This is a genomic window from Nostoc sp. (assembly GCF_036919615.1).
Lineage (GTDB): Bacteria > Cyanobacteriota > Cyanobacteriia > Cyanobacteriales > Nostocaceae > Nostoc.
On sequence record NZ_JBALCN010000041.1, the window covers coordinates 209,144 to 229,224 of the forward strand.

At 41.0% G+C, this 20,081-nt stretch carries 13 protein-coding genes and 1 pseudogene; 5 read left to right on the top strand and 9 right to left on the bottom strand.

Features of this window, described 5'->3' with window-relative positions; genetic code table 11:
* The first annotated feature begins 4 nt into the window (after positions 1 to 4).
* A complete protein-coding gene (locus V7K48_RS13565) occupies positions 5 to 424 on the top strand; it encodes a GNAT family N-acetyltransferase (protein ID WP_335073187.1) in 420 nt (139 codons plus the stop codon).
* A gap of 184 nt (positions 425 to 608) precedes the next feature.
* On the opposite strand, the gene V7K48_RS13570 is transcribed toward V7K48_RS13565, so the two are convergent.
* Positions 609 to 2,378, bottom strand: coding sequence for a pentapeptide repeat-containing protein (locus tag V7K48_RS13570; protein ID WP_335073189.1), 1,770 nt, complete (start codon positions 2,376 to 2,378; stop codon positions 609 to 611).
* A gap of 634 nt (positions 2,379 to 3,012) precedes the next feature.
* Between V7K48_RS13570 and V7K48_RS13575 the strand changes: the two genes are divergently transcribed.
* Together V7K48_RS13575 and V7K48_RS13580 are read left to right on the top strand one after the other, a co-directional pair.
* On the top strand, positions 3,013 to 6,033 hold the full coding sequence (locus tag V7K48_RS13575) for a zinc-dependent metalloprotease (RefSeq protein WP_335073191.1): 3,021 nt from the start codon (positions 3,013 to 3,015) through the stop codon (positions 6,031 to 6,033).
* A 393-nt stretch (positions 6,034 to 6,426) separates the two neighbouring features.
* A complete protein-coding gene (locus V7K48_RS13580) occupies positions 6,427 to 7,263 on the top strand; it encodes an SDR family oxidoreductase (protein WP_335073193.1) in 837 nt (278 codons plus the stop codon).
* Between the two features lie 223 nt (positions 7,264 to 7,486).
* On the opposite strand, the gene V7K48_RS13585 is transcribed toward V7K48_RS13580, so the two are convergent.
* Positions 7,487 to 8,101, bottom strand: coding sequence for a PEP-CTERM sorting domain-containing protein (locus V7K48_RS13585; RefSeq protein WP_335073195.1), 615 nt, complete (start codon positions 8,099 to 8,101; stop codon positions 7,487 to 7,489).
* 537 nt (positions 8,102 to 8,638) lie between these two features.
* Positions 8,639 to 9,373, bottom strand: a complete 735-nt coding sequence (locus V7K48_RS13590; protein ID WP_335073197.1) for a DUF1995 family protein — start codon at positions 9,371 to 9,373, stop codon at positions 8,639 to 8,641.
* Positions 9,374 to 9,508: 135 nt separating this feature from the next.
* Here V7K48_RS13590 and V7K48_RS13595 point away from each other — a divergent pair, with 135 nt between their 5' ends.
* Positions 9,509 to 10,183, top strand: coding sequence for a cold shock and DUF1294 domain-containing protein (locus V7K48_RS13595; protein ID WP_335073199.1), 675 nt, complete (start codon positions 9,509 to 9,511; stop codon positions 10,181 to 10,183).
* A gap of 149 nt (positions 10,184 to 10,332) precedes the next feature.
* On the opposite strand, the gene V7K48_RS13600 is transcribed toward V7K48_RS13595, so the two are convergent.
* The 5 genes and pseudogenes from V7K48_RS13600 to V7K48_RS13620 form a co-directional block, all read right to left on the bottom strand.
* Positions 10,333 to 10,509, bottom strand: coding sequence for a hypothetical protein (locus V7K48_RS13600; protein ID WP_335073201.1), 177 nt, complete (start codon positions 10,507 to 10,509; stop codon positions 10,333 to 10,335).
* Positions 10,510 to 10,702: 193 nt separating this feature from the next.
* Positions 10,703 to 11,104 (bottom strand): annotated as a pseudogene (gene vapC / locus V7K48_RS13605) (type II toxin-antitoxin system tRNA(fMet)-specific endonuclease VapC).
* Positions 11,105 to 11,332: an antitoxin gene (locus tag V7K48_RS13610; RefSeq protein WP_335073203.1), complete on the bottom strand. Its 228-nt coding sequence runs from the start codon at positions 11,330 to 11,332 to the stop codon at positions 11,105 to 11,107. It abuts the pseudogene before it with no gap.
* A gap of 34 nt (positions 11,333 to 11,366) precedes the next feature.
* On the bottom strand, positions 11,367 to 15,191 hold the full coding sequence (locus tag V7K48_RS13615) for a hypothetical protein (protein ID WP_335073205.1): 3,825 nt from the start codon (positions 15,189 to 15,191) through the stop codon (positions 11,367 to 11,369).
* A gap of 42 nt (positions 15,192 to 15,233) precedes the next feature.
* Positions 15,234 to 16,403, bottom strand: coding sequence for a cysteine desulfurase family protein (locus V7K48_RS13620; RefSeq protein ID WP_335073206.1), 1,170 nt, complete (start codon positions 16,401 to 16,403; stop codon positions 15,234 to 15,236).
* Positions 16,404 to 16,617: 214 nt separating this feature from the next.
* Here V7K48_RS13620 and V7K48_RS13625 point away from each other — a divergent pair, with 214 nt between their 5' ends.
* On the top strand, positions 16,618 to 18,249 hold the full coding sequence (locus V7K48_RS13625) for a DUF655 domain-containing protein (RefSeq protein ID WP_335073208.1): 1,632 nt from the start codon (positions 16,618 to 16,620) through the stop codon (positions 18,247 to 18,249).
* 181 nt (positions 18,250 to 18,430) lie between these two features.
* Here the strand turns inward: V7K48_RS13625 and V7K48_RS13630 are convergent, their stop codons facing one another.
* Positions 18,431 to 19,516: a glycosyltransferase family 4 protein gene (locus tag V7K48_RS13630; RefSeq protein ID WP_335073210.1), complete on the bottom strand. Its 1,086-nt coding sequence runs from the start codon at positions 19,514 to 19,516 to the stop codon at positions 18,431 to 18,433.
* Between the last annotated feature and the right edge of the window lie 565 nt (positions 19,517 to 20,081).

Below are 20,081 nucleotides of genomic sequence, written 5' to 3' on the forward strand. Positions count from 1 at the left end.
GAAAATGACGATTATCCGTGTGGCACAAGCAAGAGATGCTGAAGCGTTACTGGTTCTAGCCAAAACCTTGGCGACATCGTTTGTCGTTGACCCGAAGGCTTTTCGTGTCGCATTTTCAGAACTCTTGTCTTCGCCGTCAGGCTACCTCGCTGTAGCTGAGGTAGACAAAGATATTGTGGGTTATATTCTTGGCTTTGACCATTACACGTTCTATGCAAACGGGCGAGTGGCTTGGGTAGAGGAGATTATGGTTGACGCAGACTACCGAAAAATGGGGATTGGCAGATCACTCATGCAAAGCTTTGAAGGTTGGGCTACCGATCGAGATGCCAAGCTTGTGGCATTGGCTACACGTCGGGCAGCGAAGTTCTACAAGGCATTGGGCTATGAAGAGTCTGCAACCTACTGGCAAAAGCTACTTTGAACGACGTGCAGCAGCTTGCCGTAGGCTACCACCGAGGCGCAGAGGACACAGAGAACAGGAAAGGCGATCGCATCGTGCTAATAATTAGACATTTGCTGTTTCTGAGTTGATCATTCAAGCTGAGATATCCATAAATAATGTTCAGAACTAAAGAGTAAAAACCTCCTCGTGTCCCTCTGTCTTCTCAATTCAATCCCAGTTCTTCCTTCAACGCCTCCGGCACATTAACTGCTGTCTCTAATCCCCGCACATCTTCCCACTGCTGCTTTTTACCCCAGGTCATTTTTTCCATATTGGCGTCGCTAAGGTCAGCACCACCCAAAATGGCATAGCTGAGGTTGGTGTGGCTGAGATCCGCACCATTGAGAATAGCACCACTGAGGTTACTGCCACTGAGGTTAGCACTATTAAGGTTGGCATAGCTGAGGTCTGTGCCGAACAGGATAGCGTCAGTGAGGTCGGCACCACTGAGGTCGGCGTCGTTGAGAATCACCCCACTGAGGTCGGCTTCGTTGAGAATCACCCCACTGAGGTCTACACCGCTGAGGTCGGCACCTAAGAACATTGCACCGTTAAGTCTGGCATTGTTAAGTTTGGCACCGTTAAGTTTGGCGTAGCTGAGGTCTGCGGCGATCAGGATGGCGTTGCTGAGGTTGGTACTGAAAAGAATTGTGTCACTGAGGTTAGTACCATTGAGGATGGCGTGACTCAAATCAGCGCCACTAAGGTCGGCGCGGCAGAGGTCGGCATGGTTAAGGCTGACACTGCTGAGGTTGGCTTCACTTAGATTCGCACCGAAAAGGATGGTGTTGCTGAGGTCAGCATGGCTAAGGTTGGTGCTGCTGAGGTCGGCGCGACTGAGGTCAGCGTGGCTGAGGTCGGCGCGGCTGAGGTTGGTACTGCTAAGGTCGGCGCGGTTGAGGTCGGCGTGGCTAAGATTGGCACAGCTAAGGTTAGCTCCAGTGAGGTTGGTACTACTGAGGTCAGCACCGCTGAGGTTGGCACCGCTGAAGTTGGCACCGCTGAGGTTGGCATCGCCGAGGTTAGCACTGCTAAGGTTGGCACCGCTGAAGTTTACGCCAGTTAAGTTGGCATCACCGAGATAAGCACGGCTGAGATCGGCACAGCTAAAGTCTGCCCCAGTAATATTGGCATCACCTAAATAAGTACTCCGAAAGTTGCCGCCTTTGAGGAATTGCCCAACTATACTGCTAAAGTTGCCAATTTCCAGGGCATCGCTATAGTTGATAATCCGCAGCAGTTGGGATGTGAAAAAATTGTCTGTGTCCGGTTGAGCAGATGGATAGAAGGTGATTTTTTGTTTGAGTTCATCTCGCTCTTGGGCATAGCGGTGTAACTCTAGCAGTAAAATCAGTACGTTTAGCCCTGTATATATGTCTACCTGTCTCAGCCCGATCGCAATATTTTGTGCAGCTAGCTTTAACCTTGTTTTCTGAGGTAGGTTATCAGCTGGTGTCCCATCGATAAATTCTCCCTGACACCAGCGACGATAAAAATCTTCTAGCCGCCAGAAAAGCAGTTCTGGGCGAATTTTTTTATCAGTTACAACCAATTCCATTAATTGGTTGACTATTTCTGGTTTCAGCGCCCCATTGCCCAGTAAATCATAAATCTCTTCATGCATCTGGCGATCGCAGACTCTAAAACAAAAGCCAGAGGATAGTGTGCCCGATGTCTGATCGTCTATCTTAGAAGTCAAACTGCTCCTTGGTATTGTCCATTTTTCTAAGCTTTTTTGCAGTCTTTGAGACCATAAATCTGACTGCAAATTTTCTTGAGCAAATTTAACACTTTTGTCTGGTTCTTTAATACTTTTTCTTAGAGGTAAAACTGCTTCGGTTTCTGGCGATATAGTCTTTGACATCTCTTGCAACCTTGTACCCTTCACATAATTTCTCAGCAACTGCCAGACTTGAGATAAATATGTTGACATTTCTGTATCCGTTGTTACATTTAAATTACTGTTTTGATAATGCTCAACTAAAAGTTTTTCTGTGCTGGTTTGCTTCTCATGGTCAAAAATCAACAGTATCAATAAATACTACATGAAAAATATCATGTGTTGGCGATGTTTACGATGGGCTACACCCACAGCGTTCCTGGAGGGCGGCTTCTCGCTAACCCCTAGTACCGCTGCGCGGAAGTCAAAAGTCAAAAGTCAAAAGAGTTGTATTCTGGGCTTTTACGCCATTTTGAATGGTTGGTTTATTTACGCGCCTGCTGTAGTAGTCACCTCAAGCTCTTTCTCCTGATGCAAATAAAGTGTCATCAGAAAAATTCTTGCAAAAATCAAGTAATTTTCCAGCTTTGGCTAATTTGTTATCCTTTTTTTTCAACATATTTACTAGTCTGATGTAAAAATAATACTTACTATTTGTGAGAGAGGCAATTGTTAGAAAAAATCCTCCAGTACAACAGTGTAACAAAGCTGAAAAATCGCAATTAAAATTGAAGTCTAAAGTTTGCTGCTTGATATAAAGTAGCTTAGAGAATCGGCAAAAAGCAGGCTACATAGCTTCGCAAAAGTTAAAAATTAACTACAGGATAGTTATTGGGGAATGGATGCGATGAACAGATTAACTTTTTATATGATTTTGTTACATGGTTTGTTTTTAGCAATAGCAACGGCTAGCGCCAAGTCACCGTTTGTTAACATTGACCCAGATTCGTCAGCTAACCATAAAGCTGTGCAGGTTGTAGAAGCCGTGGTTACAGCCAGAAGTGGAGAGAAATCCAATAGTCAGTTAACGACAGAAACTTCTTCAACTAAAATCTCAGCCTTATCGCTAAAAAATATCAACATTCCCCCAAGACAGAGGCTACCATCAGGGCAAGTTTGGGTGGTTAATCAAAATAAACACGCACAGCCTCAACCGTTTATTTGGGTAGTAAAAGACCTTAAAAAAGCAGGACAGCAACCATTTTTGCAAGTCGCAAAGCCTCCAGAGAAACCGGATTCAAAGCCTAATTCTAGTGCTAAACCAGCAGCAAAGGAAGATTTAGAGCCGTTTGATAACGTAATCAAAGACACCCAAAAGTCAGGGGGACTGTTCACCCTTTATCGCAATAAAGAAAAGAATAAAATTTATCTAGAAATTAAGCCAGAGCAACTCAATAAAAATTACCTAGCTACGGCAACGCTGGAATCAGGCATTGGCGAACGGGGTATTTACAGCGGTATGCCTTTGCAGGATTTTTTGTTTTATTTCCAGCGGGTGGATGATAAATTAAACTTTGTGATTCGCAATGTCAATTTTCGCACTCGTGAGGGAGATCCTCAAGTGCGATCGCTGGTGCGATCGTTTAGTGACTCTGTTCTCTACACTATTTCTATTAAAAGCATTCATCCAAAACGCAAAACTATTCTCATCGATTTGGGCGATTTGTTACTGACAGACTTAGGTGGATTATCTGCAAGTTTAGGGGTCCCAGCAACCACTGACCAGTCCTATTTTGGTACTGCTAAAGTTTTTCCCCAAAACTTAGAAATTGAGTCAATTTTGAATTTCTCTGGTGGCCCTGACCACGAGAGTGAAATACCAAGCTTTGCGTCGCTACCTGACAACCGTGGCTTTACCCTGCGCGTCCACTACAGTCTCTCTCAACTACCCGATAAAGATTACCGACCGCGCCTTGCTGACGATCGCGTCGGCTATTTCATCACCGCCTACCAAGATTTATCCAAAGACGATCGCGGCGATTCTTTTGTCCGCTACATCAATCGCTGGCATTTGGAAAAAGAAGACCCAAAAGCAGTAATTTCTCGCCCCAAAAAACCAATTGTCTTCTGGATTGATAACGCTGTGCCTTTAGAGTACCGCGATGCGATGAAAGAAGGCGTCCTGATGTGGAACAAAGCTTTTCTGAAAGCGGGATTCAAAGATGCAATTGAAGTCCGCCAAATGCCAGATGACGCCACATGGGACCCAGCAGATATTCGTTACAACACGATTCGCTGGATTAACACAGTCGATGGTTATTTTGCAATGGGGCCATCCCGTGTTAACCCATTGACTGGGGAAATTTTGGATGCAGACATTCTCGTAGACGCCAGCTTTGTGCGGGTACTCAAGAATGAGTATCGCAAAATCGTCCAACCCAGCCAAACAGAAAACCAGACTACTTTATCAGCTTTGATGCAAAATCGTCTACTTTGCGCCAATGGTTTAGATGCCAAAAACAATGGTGTCCCTCAGCAGATGCAAGACCAACAGGGATTGTTGAGTCGTTTATCAAAAATGGCAGGTGAGTACGATTTATGCTATGGGATGGAAGCTGCTAACCAGTTTGCCTTTGGTTCACTGGCAATGTCACTGCTGCCTGATACTATGGCCACTCCAGACCAGGTGAAAGAATACATCAATCAATATTTACGTTTAATCATCGCTCACGAAGTTGGACATACTCTTGGTTTACGCCATAATTTCCGTGGTAGTACATTGCTACCACCACAGGAGATGAATAATACAGAAATTACCAAAACTAAAGGTCTAACAAGTTCCGTAATGGACTACATTCCCCCAAATATTGCTCCTCAAGGTACAAAGCAGGGAGATTATTTTCCCAGCATGGTGGGGCCTTATGATGAATGGGCGATTAAGTACGGCTACATGCCAATTCAAACATCAACTCCCATAGCAGAAAAGCCAATTTTGGAGCAAATTGCTGCACAATCCTACAAGCCAGAGTTGAGTTATTCCACAGATGAAGATGTGTATGACCTTGACCCAACTGCTGATGCTTGGGATAACAGCAGCAATGTACTGCTTTATTCTCAGTGGCAATTGAATAATTCGCGGGTGATGTGGGAACGTCTCGATCAGCGTTACCCAATGGCTGGTGATAGTTATAGCGATGTGAGCGAACGTTTTAGCACAGTATTGGGTAACTATTTCCAGCAAATATTTTACACGACAAAATATATCGGTGGACAGTCTTTCTATCGCATTCACCCTAGCGAAATCCCCTCTGGAGTTAGCCAACACCGATTACCATTTGAACCAGTACCAGTTGAAGAACAACGGCAAGCTTTAGAAACGCTGCAAAAATATGTATTTGCAGAAGATGCCTTGAGCTTTTCACCAGAACTACTAAATAAATTAGCACCTTCCCGTTGGCGACATTGGGGTAGTTCTCCGCAAGTTGGTCGTTTGGATTTTCCAATTCATGACTTGGTGCTATTCATGCAAGGTTCTGTGTTGCGGGATTTACTCTCAGGCGATCGCCTCTCTCGCCTCAAGGATATTGAACTTAAAACGAAGCCCGAAAATGCACTGACTCTGCCGGAACTATTTGACACTTTGCAGTCAGATATCTGGACAGAAGTAATCAAACCAAAGAGTAAACCAATGAAGATTTCTAGTTTACGACGAGGCTTGCAGCGGCAATATCTGGACATTTTAACTGCTATGGTCTTGCGAAAAGAATATGTTCCAGAAGATGCTCGCACTTTAGCTTGGTATAAACTAAAACAGCTTGATGAGAAACTCAAGGGTGCTAATTCCGAGGATGAATACACCAAAGCGCACTTACTAGAAACACGCGATCGCATTGAGAAAATCTTGAATGCGCCGTTGCAAGGGAATTAAAAAAGTTAGGAGTGAACAGTGAGGGGTGAACAGTGAGGAATGAGGAGTTAATAGTAAAATTCCTAACTTCTGTACAGACGCGATTAATCGCGTCTGTACTTCTAACTCCTAACTCCTCTTCTTCTTTGATGATTTTGGCAAACAAAATATATTTATAATGCCCATACAGACTGATAAAACAGTTTCTCTCACTTTCCGAGCATTCTGAATAAAAGGATTAAAAGAAAAAACTCTGGAAGGTAAGTAGGGCAACGGATGTATAATTACAAATCTTGAAACATTTAGCAAGAGATGCACATCCAACAGTTGCGAGGAGCGCAGCGACTGCGAGGGTCAAGAAATTTGTTTTTGTCTGACTGATTAGGCTCGTTCTTTAATAAAGAGTGGGAAAATATGTTATCAAAATTAGCAATCGTTACAGGTGGAACTCGCGGAATTGGTTGGGGTATATCGCAGCAACTAGCCAAGAACGGACATGACCTTATACTTAGCTTTAATGCGAATGAAGAGGCTGCATTAACTGCAAAAGCTACTCTTGAATCTACCTATGAGATAAAAATTGACATTGTTAAAGGTGATGTAGCTCAAGAGTCTACTATTGAAAGAATATTCCAATCTGTGGAAGATAATTTTGAAGGCAAGCTGACAGCCTTTGTTCATAATGCTGGACTCTATGTTGGGGTGACAACATCTGCTGAATCAAAAGAGGCAAATTTAGCTGGCAATCTTCACACTCAGTTATTGGGGAATGGTAGTTTTACTAGCTTTGATCAGTATGACTATTATCAGAATGTTTATCCTAAGTGCTTCATTAGATGTGTGGAAAAAGCACTTAATTACATGGAGGATGAAAACGGTTATATAGTAGCAATATCTGCTCCTGGATGTAATATTAGCCAAACGCCAAAGTTGCCATATGCAATGCCAGGACAAGCTAAGGCAGTTGTTGAGTTTTTAACAAGATACTACGCCATGACATTAGCACCACGACGAATTACAGTCAATGCAGTTATTCCTGGTTATATTAAGACCGAAGCCTGGAATTTTGCCGCCTCTAAATGGGGTGGAGTAGATAGCGATACTATAAAAAATATAATCAAAAATACACCAATGCAACGTTGGGCATCACCAATAGAAATAGGTGAGGTAGTAGCATTTTTATGCTCTCCTAAAGCAGCATTTATTACTGGAGTAGCACTACCTGTTGATGGTGGACTACATCTAAGTTAAGAAAATACTACAAAACAATGTAATTTCACGTGATAAAGCTTCGGCTGCTGGCTGGGGGACAGTAGAACGGTTGAAACTCCTGCGGTTGTATCAGCACAAGCCGCCCGTCTCAATACTTTTTGGCGCAGTGATATTCAATTTAACTTGTTGAGAAGAAACTTGGGTGTGAAACCCTTGCTATTTTGATGCTTCCCAACTTAGCGGGAATCAAGAGCTTCATCAGTTATATCTTTTTGGAAACAGTTCTGTTGCTGCTGAGTGCTACACCCAATATGCCAGCTACCAGGATTCCCAAAACAGTTGTCGGTTCAGGAACCGCAGATGCTTTAATCCGATTCAGACTCGAGTCGAGTAATTGAGTATTGCCTACTGCAATATTTCGGTAAAGATAATAGGTTGCTCCCGGAGAGATAAAGGTACCGTCGGGAGTCTCAACATTGCTGATAAAAACATCACCTTTACCACTACCAGTGCCTAGATCAAAAGCCCCAAATAAATTGCCTGTAGTCGTATCAAAGTTAAAATTGAAAAACTGATTGCTTGATACACCATTAACAACCTCGTTTTTAGTTCCAATCAACTCCTGTGATGGATTGAAAAAAGAAACATTGAGTGACTGTAAGGCTTTTGTAGATCCCGCACCACTTTCGGAAATTATGGCTGGAGTGGTGGTTTCATCATAGCTGAACGAGCTAGAAGCCGAATAACCAGCATCACCCTTCCAGTTAAATGTTAAATTAGCAGCTTGAGCCAGATTAGTAGAAGCAATGATGGAAGTTGTACAGAGTGCCAAACTAGTTGCTACGTGCCCTGCGGCTAGGGCGAAAAAGCTTTTCATTGATTAAATAGCCTCCAATTAACAAATTAGTGCAAGTGAGTGTACTCGCGTGACACGGCAGTAACAGCCGAATTTATGATAAAGAAAAAAATTACCGATTTGACTAATAGATTATACCTATAAACCTAAATTTTTCACATATTAATTAAGAGCAATTAACCCAAGTTGCTAATTGCTCTGCGCCTACGCTTCGCGCAGGCGTGTCGAACCGCTTTCCATAATATAAATCCCTTCCAAATAGAAAAAACGGAGGGGAATATGCTAAACTCCCCCTCTCTTCTTTGTTGATCACAAAACCTCCTTTCTATCCGATCACTAACCTTAAGAGTATTAATAGCATTAAGGTTAGTGACCATTCATCCGGTTTAGTTCTTATATACTAATTTCTCAACATTTTCTTGATGTATGACACTACTGGGTGCGGAATGTGGGTTATATGGAAATGTTACATATTTTACTTTAAATAGGGTATATCAATAAAAAACTCAAAATGAGGCAGCAGATGATCAACTTTCCTCCTGCTACCTCTGTTTTCTCCTAACTACTCAACGCCTTTAAGAATCGTTGCAAACTTTTAAACACACTGGGCTTTCTCGCAGGTGCCGCGTCTGTTGTTGTTTGCGGTTGTCCTTTTAAAAGGATGAGATCCAACTCATCACCCGATGGTTTTGTAGGTAATTCGGCAATTCTTTGATATTCGCCGCCGGTTTCCAGCCAAACTTCCCACTGTCTTGGGTAGCAGCGACATAGGGCGCTTTGATCGTCTACGGGGCGCAGGTAATAGGCGGATTCAATAGTATTGGTGAAACGCTCGCGAGTTTTCCTTGCTGCATAACCAATGCCCACAACCCCAGAATCTTCTAAGCGGGGATTTAACAAGACTATAGGGCGATCGCCTATTACTTCACATAACTTTTCCAACTGCGGCACTTCTACGGAAGTAGGGGCAATGAATAAGAAAATTTCATCCTCTGGCTGAATTTTTGTCTGCAAGGAAGCAGCCCTACCCGTCCCGATATCCAAAATTTGAAATGGTGCATCAGCCCAATTGCGGCGGGCGAGGGCCGCAGCACCAGCGTCAGCAAAGAAAATCTTCAAACGGGAATCATATTCTGTAAACGTGGGCAGAAATTGTTCCGCCACGGGCATAAACTTGAGTTCTGGGAACAGGAACTCAACTTGTAAGCGAGTACAGCCATCTGCAAGGGCAGCTTGGACAGCTACACGAGATTGGGCGATCGCATCTTCAAGAGTATTTGGAAGTTCACTCATAGTTTATATTTCACTCTAGCATTACTTCCATTGTTTCAGTATTAGCTCTGATTTTGGCGTTGCTAAATTTGAATATGAATCATTTGCTTTTGATATGGGAACATTAAAAATGAAGTATTGATATCAAGGTCTTTGATGAAACCTGTTTTGCGTAAAGGTAAATTAACAACATGGAAGGATGACAAGGGTTTTGGCTTCATCCGCTCCAGTGATGGCACTCAAGACGTTTTTGTTCATATCACTGCACTCAAAGAAACAAATCATCGTCCACAAGTTGGTGATGTGATTTGCTATCAGCTAACGGTTGATAAAGACGGCAAAACTCATGCTTGCAATGCCTTCATTGAGGGAGTTGTATCCAAACCTCTGCCAAGAAACTCATCTTCTGCAATCAAGAAAGAAACATTCAAGCCTAAAGCAAAATCTTCTTTAATGTTCGAGGTATTGCTCTTATCTTTATTACCAAGTTTAGGAGCAATGCATTTTGCATTGACGACTTTCAACCCAATTCCTCTGATTCTCTATCCTGTAATGAGTTTTCTTACCTTTGCACTGTATACAGATGACAAATCTCGGGCAAAGCAGGGGCGTTGGAGAGTACCAGAAAAGACATTACATTTGTGTGAATTCATGGGTGGATGGTTGGGGGGATTCATCGCCCAACGAAGATTACGCCACAAAAGTAGCAAGGTTTCATACCAAGTTGTATTTTGGGTAATAGTAGCTATTCATATTATATTTTGGTTGGATTGGCTTTTCTTTGGGAAAAGACTGGTGGGTTTATTTCTGGGCATTGTTTTTAGAGGATAGCAGAGATCCCTTGCAAAACATCACATCCCAATTTAAGAAGTGCGATGCCTGCGGCGGGCGGAGCCATCGTATAGAAGACACACTCAAAATTTTACCTGTTGGTAAAAGACTCGTTTAAGGCTTTCAGTGACAGTGACATAGAGCGCCGCTCAGAGAAAACCGAGATATTTTGATACGCGATACCCAAGCCAAATCCCCACAAAGCCACCAATGACGCCCAAGAATATCGAGGTGAACGATAGCAAACTTCCACCCCACAAGGCTGGGATGTAACTGCCAATCGTAGAGCCAAGAAACATCCCAATTCCAATGATGGTTTTACTCATTCAAAAAAAGCCTCAATCAAAAGTAATGAAAATAAGTCATGCTTGAACTCCTTTATGACTCAAAATATTATCTTTTGGGAAAAAACTTTTTTAACCCTTTCGGTAGCGTGCTGATTAGATGTATGAATCTTGTTGGAGAGACGCAAAATCATTGTGGTGAAAACGTAAATGCTCACACATAGCCTATTCACAACTACTCAACCCAGTTTTCTAGTAGGAGCGTAGGAATACGAGAAAACTCTCGCACATTATTGGTGACGAGGGTAACTCCTAAACTCAGCGCATGAGAAGCAATCAGCATATCCATTGCACCAATAATAAGTCCTCTACTTTCTAGATTGCTTCTGATGCTGCCGTAAATCGTTGCAGATGCTTGATTGAATTCGACAATTTCTAGATGTAGCATAAATTGCAGCAGGGCGGTGCGGTTTTTCTATTGCTGTTGGCTTTTAGCAACTCCATATTCAAGTTCGGCAACGGTGATAGAAGAGATACCGACATCAGAAATGCTAAGGGTTTGGAATTTATCCAGTACTTTTTGGGGTTTTTGCTTGATGAGGTAAATGCAGATATTGGTATCAAGCAGGTATCGCATTTAGAAGTTCTCTCTCGTGTCAAGGAGTGGTTGATCTCTAGAATTCATGAAGTCATCGGAGAAATTGTCTAGACTATCGATGAGGGATTGCCAGGGGTTATCTTTGGCAATGAGGACAATGGCGTTACCAATTTTTTTGATATAGACTTCAGTACCAGTGAGTTGAAAGTCTTCGGGCAAAATAACGATTTGGTGTGTGCCATCAGTGGTGAGTTTAGCAGTGTCCATGATGTTGTTCTTAAACTAGCTAGTATTTCGTAACCTAGTCGTGCATGAAGTCTTGCTTCTTTTCTCTTTCAATTTCTTCCCTTAACCACTGAATAAGTTGCTCTATGTATTGTTTATGTTGCAGAAAAGGTACACTATTAAAAAGTGGAAGCAATGACTCTAAATACTCAACACGCTTCTGATATACGGGAACCCCACTTCCTGAGCTAATCCAAGAGCTAGGTTTTAGGGGAAGTTTTTTAAAGTCATCGAATTTTTTGTTATGCCTTATAAAAAAGTCAACAAATGAAAGTCTTCTTTCAAATGAGAAATTTGTAACTATATCAAATATAAGCTGGGTAAACGGAATCTCATTACATCGAGATTCGAGTAATTTCATCAGGATCTTATCTTGCCGCTTCCACAAAGTTGCATTATCTTTTCCATCTGCACTGAGAATGAAGAATTTGCTAAGTCTAATAGAGCCTAAGCTAAGATACTGCTCATCCCGTTGATAAATATATTCAATTATCTGCGTCATCAGGTTTTCATAGTTGTCACATTGCCATAGGAAGGAATAATCTTGTCCATTATCAAAATGATATAATTGATATTCTTGGTGGTAAATCCAATCCATGTATTCAAGGATGAATTCTGGATCGCGTTTCAGGATATAAGCAAAGTATTGTCCATTATCATCTATATTCCAGTCATTTTTCAATACTTGAAGATAAGCTTGTTTCAGTAAATTTAATTGGTTATCTAAAAGGTTAAGTAAAGTTGTATTGACTTCATATCTATGAAATAAGCATGATAGTGGATAAGACTTATTAGAGTTTTCATAGCCCTTTTCCAGGATAATTTCGACTATCTTAACCAATAGATTTTCATCTAGCGCACGGTATTTTAGGACAAAGTTAAAATCGTGTGGTATATCACTTACATCACTTTCTTTATAAATGCTATAAAGTTGATCTAAATGTTCTTCTCTAATCAGTTCCTGAGGTAATAACTGATAAAAGTCAAACAACCACTTTCTTTTTAAAGAATAAGAACTTTGGTTTAGAATCTCATAGGTTTTATTAATACCTAATATTTGAATTAAGTGATTGATAAGTCGAAAATCATTAATCCTCAGTGGATTTCCAAGACTAATGTAATCTTGAACTACATCAGCATAGAGTTGTGGAACTCGATTTGCCAGGTTAATAAGTACTCCGGCTACTTGGCTTGGAAGATGGGATGTATTATGATTTCGGCGGTCTGTTTGCTCCTGAATTTCAAGGCATTGCTCAAAGAATTGCTTGTAGTCTTCCAAGTTGTAGTTTACAAAGAAGTCTTGAATTCGTTGTTGCCTAAGTTGCTCGTATTCCTCATATTCTAGATTTAGATATCGTCTCTCTAGTTGATCAGAAATAAGAACTTCAGACATTGCATAGGTTTTATTCGTAAATAAATCGCGCAAAGCTTCACACAATAGACATCTCCAGACATTAGCCATAATTTTAATCAAAACAATGGTTTGATGGTCATTTTTAGAGATTTCTAATTTTTGATACTCTAACTTATCTAAGTAGCTTTGAACTATCAGGCAATGAGAATAGCTACTGGTATCCAGATATGACTCAAGAAAAGGAAGCACCTTAGATGAATCTTGGATAATTATTTCCACTCCTGAGACTTTATAGCCTGATGTACTATACTTGTAAAGAAGATTAAGCACATCTTCCTTGAGAATAGGTACTTGATAAAGTTGGAATACCCTCTGCCAAATTTTTTGTCTAAGTTCAGCCAGTTCTGGCGTTGGTGGTAAAGTGAAGTTAAAGATGTTGATCCCTTTCCCTTTCATCCTAGTAGTATTGAAGTCAGTGTAAAGATAATGTTCAGCCACCGCGAGAAATAGCTTTGAAAATATTATGTCTTCACAATCCTTAACCCGTTCCCCCAGTACATCAATTACTATCTGCTGAATAGCAAATCTATAAACATAGGATTCGTGATCAAACCCAAACCGTTCGGTAAGAAGGTAAAGCACTTGCGATATTTCGGTCGGTCGTTTTGTGACATACTCCAAAATAAGCTCTAATGCCATTTGAAGATTATTCTCATTTGAATGGTTGAATAACCCTAGTGTGCTGAGGATAGAAGGTGATGGAATATTAGAGTTAGGCTCAACTTTCAATTTAGAGAGGTCTGCTAATTCCGGTTCAATTGCGGAAATACAGTTATGAATATATACAAAGATGTCTGTTTGCTTAAGAAACCAGAACACCTGTATGAAGTGCATCAGATTTTTTTCGTCTCCTGCATTTTGATATGTTTGCCATGCTTGATTAACGTGTGGACGCATTACATCTATGATTCTTTCACTATCAAAAGTACTCATAACAGGATTGAGAACGTCAACAATTCGATACTGAAGCTGAGGGAAAAAGTGATTTAGGAGAGTAGCAAAATTGAGTAATTTTTCCTTAAAGAAGGCAAGGTAAAAAAGATAGGTAGCCAGAACTTGATCAGAGACTCGCACGATCTCATTCTCGTACATATCGAGTAATTCATGATCATGTAGCTGGCAAACAGCTTTCCAAAAAACTTCTTGGCCAATACCAAATGCTGTCTCAATTTCTTGCATCATCTTTTCATTTGAACGATCTACCGTCCTAAAAAATGCAACAATACCAGCAGCTTTCAAGAGGTTTTCATCACCGAGTTCTTGTAAATCTTTTCGGATTGAAGAATAATACTCGTCGTAAAGATTAGATACATTATTAATGCTGTCAAGTCTCTCTTCTTGTTTTGCTAACAGTGCAGCCATGATTGCAAGACGAGGATTTCCTTGAGCAATATCGGCAATTCTGTTGAGATACCGGGGATTAAGAATTTTGTACTCATCTTTAAGTATTTGCTTTATTTGATTTTCGTCCAAAGAATTCAGCTCTATCTCAGTCCAATTTTTATATGACTGCGCTAATTCCTTAACTTTTGCAAAAGCATAATCTCGAACGGTAGCAATGACCTTGATTTGTTGATCCTCGCGTTGGTCATGAAGGATTTGAATGAAGTACTCAAATGAGTTTACCCGATTCGCATCATCTACAAAAATGAGGTGACAGCCCGGTTCTGAAAAATAGACACGGAGATCCTCAAAAATATCTGCTCCTCGAATAAAAATACATCTAACCTGATATTCAGGGTGACTCGCTAAAAACTGATTGCAACATTCGAGTGTCAATCGAGATTTACCAATGCCTGCTTTGCCAGACACAATAACAAGATTACTATTATTCAATCCTTGCAATACTTGCTCTAACTCTTGCTCTCGAAAGTGGAAAGTTGTATTAAGAGGAGTAGCCGCTTTTTTATCGTAAGCCTTAACAAATTCATCAATATCAACGATTTGTCCTGTATCTACCTCAACTCCAAGGAAATCTCTGGCAATGCCTGGATATTTTTGGTAAAGCTCATAAGAGATAGGCCCAAGACCAAAGATATTAAGGTTGACTCCTCGATTCTGGCATTCTTCCCTCAATAAAACTTCTTCGTCTGGGGAAAGCATCGATGTGTGACATAAAACTATCTCTTGGATTTTTTCAACAGATATTCCAGTTTTTGCCTCATCAAAGCACTTGTCGAGGTCTTTCTTAAATTTCTGAGCAACTCCTTTCTTCTCTGTTGTGTATTCTGCAAAGACATACTTTCCATTAGGTAGCACTACTAATGTATCAGGAGTTCCTGTCCTCACTTTGTCAGCACCAATTACAGATCCAAGGGGATTAATCTGCTCATATCCTTTTTTGTGAAGATAAGCATCAGCAAGCTTTTGGAACTTTTCACCGCTTTGTTCCCGTAGTTCATTTTGGATCTGGTTAATTTTTGACATATAACTTTACACGGTTGAAATCCTAGTAGTGTCGCCAATAATTTAACGCTTAACTAAAGATAAATCCGGTGTCAGCCTTTGCAAAACTTGCTTCAATACCATCGCTGCCCAATCTATATCAGCTTCCGTCGTATCACGCCCCAATGTGATCCGAATTCCGCCCAAAGCAGCTTTTTCTGAATAACCCATCGCTAACAGTATCGGGCTAGGGCTAAGTTTACCACTGTGACAGGCAGCACCAGCACTGATGCCGATGCCTGCAAGGTTTAGCTGTCGTACCAAGGTTTTACCGCTGAGTTTTTTCCCATCAGCGTTTTCTAAGCACATACTGACATGGTGAGGTAAACGATCGCAGCCATCCCCTGTAGCAATTAAACCAGGAATCTCAGCTAATTGGGCAAAGGCGCGATCGCGTAACTCAATTAACCGTGGTGTTTCCGTAGCCAATTCTTCGGCTGCTAATTCTGCTGCTACACCGAACCCCGCAATTATCGGTACTGCTTGCGTACCAGAACGCAGTCCCATTTCTTGCCCACCACCACCCAGTAGAGGCATCAAATCCACACCAGGACGCACGTACAACGCCCCTACACCTTGAGGGCCATATATTTTATGACTGGAAAGACTAAGTAAGTCTACTGGGAGTTGTTGCACATTTATGGGTAAGCGTCCCGCAGCTTGCACCGCATCTGTGTGGAACAAAGCACCATGCAATCGCACAATCTTACCCAATTCTGCGATCGGTTGCACTGTCCCTACTTCACTTTGACCATAAATCACGGAAATTAAGACTGTGTTATGTCGCAACGCCGCCTTTAAATCTAGGGGATTGATTTTGCCTTTAATATCTACAGACAACCGCGTAACTTCCCAACCCCACATTTCTAAGAATTGCACTGTCTCAGAAATTGCGGAATGCTCGACGCTGGAAATAATTATATGTTGAGGAACAGCATACAACCGAGCCACGCCCATAATTGCTAGATTATTTGCCTCAGTGCCGCCAGAGGTAAAGATTATGGATGCCGGATCGACAGCGTTAATTAAACCAGCAACTTGGACTCTGGCTTGTTCCACAACCGTTGCAGCCCGTTGTCCCCACTCGTGTAAGCTGGAAGGATTGCCCCACTGTTGGGTGAGGACTGTTTGCATAACTGCGATCGCTTCTTTTCGAGTCGGAGTAGTGGCGCTGTAATCTAGATAAATTTGCATACAACTGAATAATGGTGAGAACACACGTTAGTAGTAGCTGCTGATCTTTTCAGCATATACAGTTTTAGTGGACAAATCCGGAAAAAATCTCTGTAATGCCTCTAGCAGTGGATTTTTCCCTTTACTTGGAAAGCTATTTCTCTATTTAATTCAAAACAAAAAATTTTGGGAATGATAAATATGTCCACTCTCAATCCACTTTTAACAGATTACAGTGCAACTTATCTCTAGACAAAGATATTTTTTATATATCTTTTTACTGATATTTCCCCTCGCTGGTTGTCAACGAGTCGAATCCTACAATCAGCGTCCAGCACCTTTACCACAAGACCCCTTAGTTCAAGTTTACTTTAACCATTCAGAGTCTTCAGAATACAAGGAAGCTTACCGTCAGCAAACTCGCCTTGGGGATGATTTAGAAAAACAGATTATTGATGCTATTACGAACGCTAAATCTACAGTAGATGTAGCGGTGCAAGAATTACGTTTACCCAAAGTAGCCCAAGCATTGGTTGATAGACAAAAAGCTGGGGTAAAAGTCAGGATAATTTTAGAAAATATTTATAGCCGACCTTGGAGTAGCTTTACATCTGCTGAAATAGGTAAGTTAGATAAAAGAGAACAGGAACGCTATCACGAATTTCGCCAATTTATCGATATTAACCAAGATAATCAACTCAGTCCCACAGAAATAAATCAAAGAGATGCTTTGGTGATTTTGCATGATGCTAAAATTCCCTGGATAGATGATCAAGCCGATGGTTCAGCAGGTAGCAGTTTGATGCATCACAAATTTGTGATTGTGGACAATCGTCTTGTAATTATCACTTCGGCGAATTTTACTTTAAGTGATACTTCTGGTGATTTTACAAATTCCACTAGTTTAGGCAATGCCAATAATTTATTGCAGATTGACAGCCCAGAATTAGCATCTTTATTTACACAAGAGTTTAACATCATGTGGGGCGATGGTCCTGGAGGTCAGCCAGATAGTCGATTTGGTTTGCAAAAGCCGATACGTTTACCAAAACAAATAACTTTAGGTAACACCCAAATTACTGTGCAATTTTCGCCTACTTCTCCAACTCAACCCTGGAATAACAGTAGTAATGGTTTAATTGGTAAAACTTTAGATTCAGCAACTAAATCTGTTGATATGGCGTTATTTGTCTTTTCTGATCAACGTCTTGCCAATATCTTAGAAAATCGCCATCAACAAAGTGTCCAAATTCGCACTTTAATTGAACCACAATTCGCTTATCGTCCTTACAGCGAAGCATTAGATATGATGGGGGTTGCTCTCAGTAACAAATGTAAATATGAAGTTGATAACCATCCTTGGTCAAATCCAATTACCAGCGTAGGTGTACCTGTGTTACCCAAAGGCGATTTATTGCATCACAAATTTGGTGTTATTGATAGTCAAACAGTAATTACAGGTTCTCATAATTGGTCAAACGCTGCCAATAATGGTAATGATGAGACGCTTGTAGTGATTAAAAATCCTATAGTTGCTGCTCATTATGTGCGAGAATTTGCTCGTCTTTATGCCAAAGTTAAACCCGGCTTACCACCAGCAATTCAAGAAAAAATTAAATTAGAACAAACACGGTGTCCCCAGATAAAAGCTTCTTCATCAAGCGAACTACAAGTAATTAAACAAATAAATATTAACAGTGCAAGTCTGGAAGAATTAGCAACTCTTCCTGGTGTGGGTAAGAAGTTAGCACAGCGGATAATTCTTAGCCGTCAACAGCAAAAATTTACATCTTTACAAGATTTAGAAAGAGTTCCAGGAGTTAGTGCTAAGACATTGGAAAAATGGCGCGAACGAGTTACTTGGTAGCAGTCTATTATTTAACGTGAGTTCGATAAACCTCTCCTTGCCTTGAACTTTACTTCAAGTCTGTGCTTCTAAGACTCCCAGAGGCACGAGTTTTGCGTAATAAAACCTCTTAAAGGTCTTTTGATTCGACTAACAAGATCCCCGACTTCGTAAAAGTTGTCGGGGATCTAGGGCAGACAATTTAAATGCGATCGCTACTTAAACTAAGCAAACTGCGGGAATGCCCATTCTGAGAAAATCGTTCTGCTATTACTTGTTGATAAACTGCCTCATAGCCATCAGTCATGTGCTTAACGCTGAAAATATTTTCGACATGCTGGCGACAGGCATAGCGGTCTAACTCTGTTACTTGGTCAATAGCACTGATGCACTCTTGAATATTATTGCAGAGGAAACCCGTCTTACCGTGGGCAATTACCTCTTCAGTAGACCCCAATTTTATCGCAATTACTGGTGTACCTGAAGCCATTGACTCAACCATCACCAATCCAAACGGTTCTCGCCAAGTGATCGGAAACAGAGTTGCGACTGCACCTCCCATGAGGGCATTTTTTTGAGTATGGTTAGCTTCACCCAGATATTCAATTTGCTTCCCGTCAATGTGCGGTTTAATTTCCTTCTCAAAGTATTCCACATCAACGACATCCACCTTGCCTGCCATTTTCAAATGCCAACCAGTTTCTTTGGCAATTTCTATTGCTAAATGCGCTCCCTTTTCAGGAGACATCCGACCCAAAAACGCTAAATAGGGCGGATTTTCTGGTTGGGCGTGAAACTCATAACTGCTGACATCAATTCCGTTGTAGACCGTTGCTAGATAGTTTAACCCTAACCTTGGTTCTCGTTGTGCATCGGAAATATTGACGTAGGGTTGTTTTTTCCCAAAACTAAATATCTTTTCGTTGTCAGGGGTAAAAATACCGTGTAACGTATGAACTGTAGGGGTTGTGACGAGATTTGCGTAGGTCAGTGTCCCATGCCCCACATGAGAGTGAATAATATCAAACTCTTCTGCACGTTCATACACCGAAGCTAGATTCAGCATTTCGTAAACGCTGTAATCTTTGATAGTGCGATCGAGTCTGAGGGCACGGGGATGAACTGACGTTAATTTTGCCAGACTAATAGAATCTCCCGATGCAAATAAAGTTACTTCATGTCCGCGTCGAACTAATTCATCAGTAAGTAACCCCACTACTAACTCTACACCACCATAAGCTGGAGGCGGAACTCTTTCCCATAATGGAGCTACTTGAGCAATTCGCATCACAAACCTCCTAAGAAATAAAAATTGAATTAGAAGTTTCTTCTTTCTGTTGTTTTAGTGCTTGTAATTGATTCACTCTGCATCAGAAAGTAACTTCAGATACTAAACCTATTAACAATTCCATTCAAATTTTATGCTCATATTTCTACATTTTTTATCTATCCTAGTACGGAAATTACCCACTCCTAAAGAGGTAAATACATTCTAATTTATTAATTTTCGGTGATTTGATACAATTTTGAAGATAGTTTTTTCTAAGTATGAATTTTATTGAATCGTCAAAATCTCAGCTTAATGATGATATTGGACGAAAAAGCTCTATTATTGCTTGTTAATTACCTGATTTTCAAATGTTAATTAAAGAATAAAGTGTGTAGTCACTCTTTGGGCGGCTTTCCGTACTCTAAAGGACAATCCGTAGCCGCCCAAAGGGTAAATTTTCGTGAAGTAGGTAGTTTTAAATCAGAAGTGCCAAAGTTTGATTAGGAGTTCTATCCAAATTCTTACCGATAACAATTAACTAGTATACAGTGGCGGAAGTTTGCCTGCCTTTAACCAGTTTCTC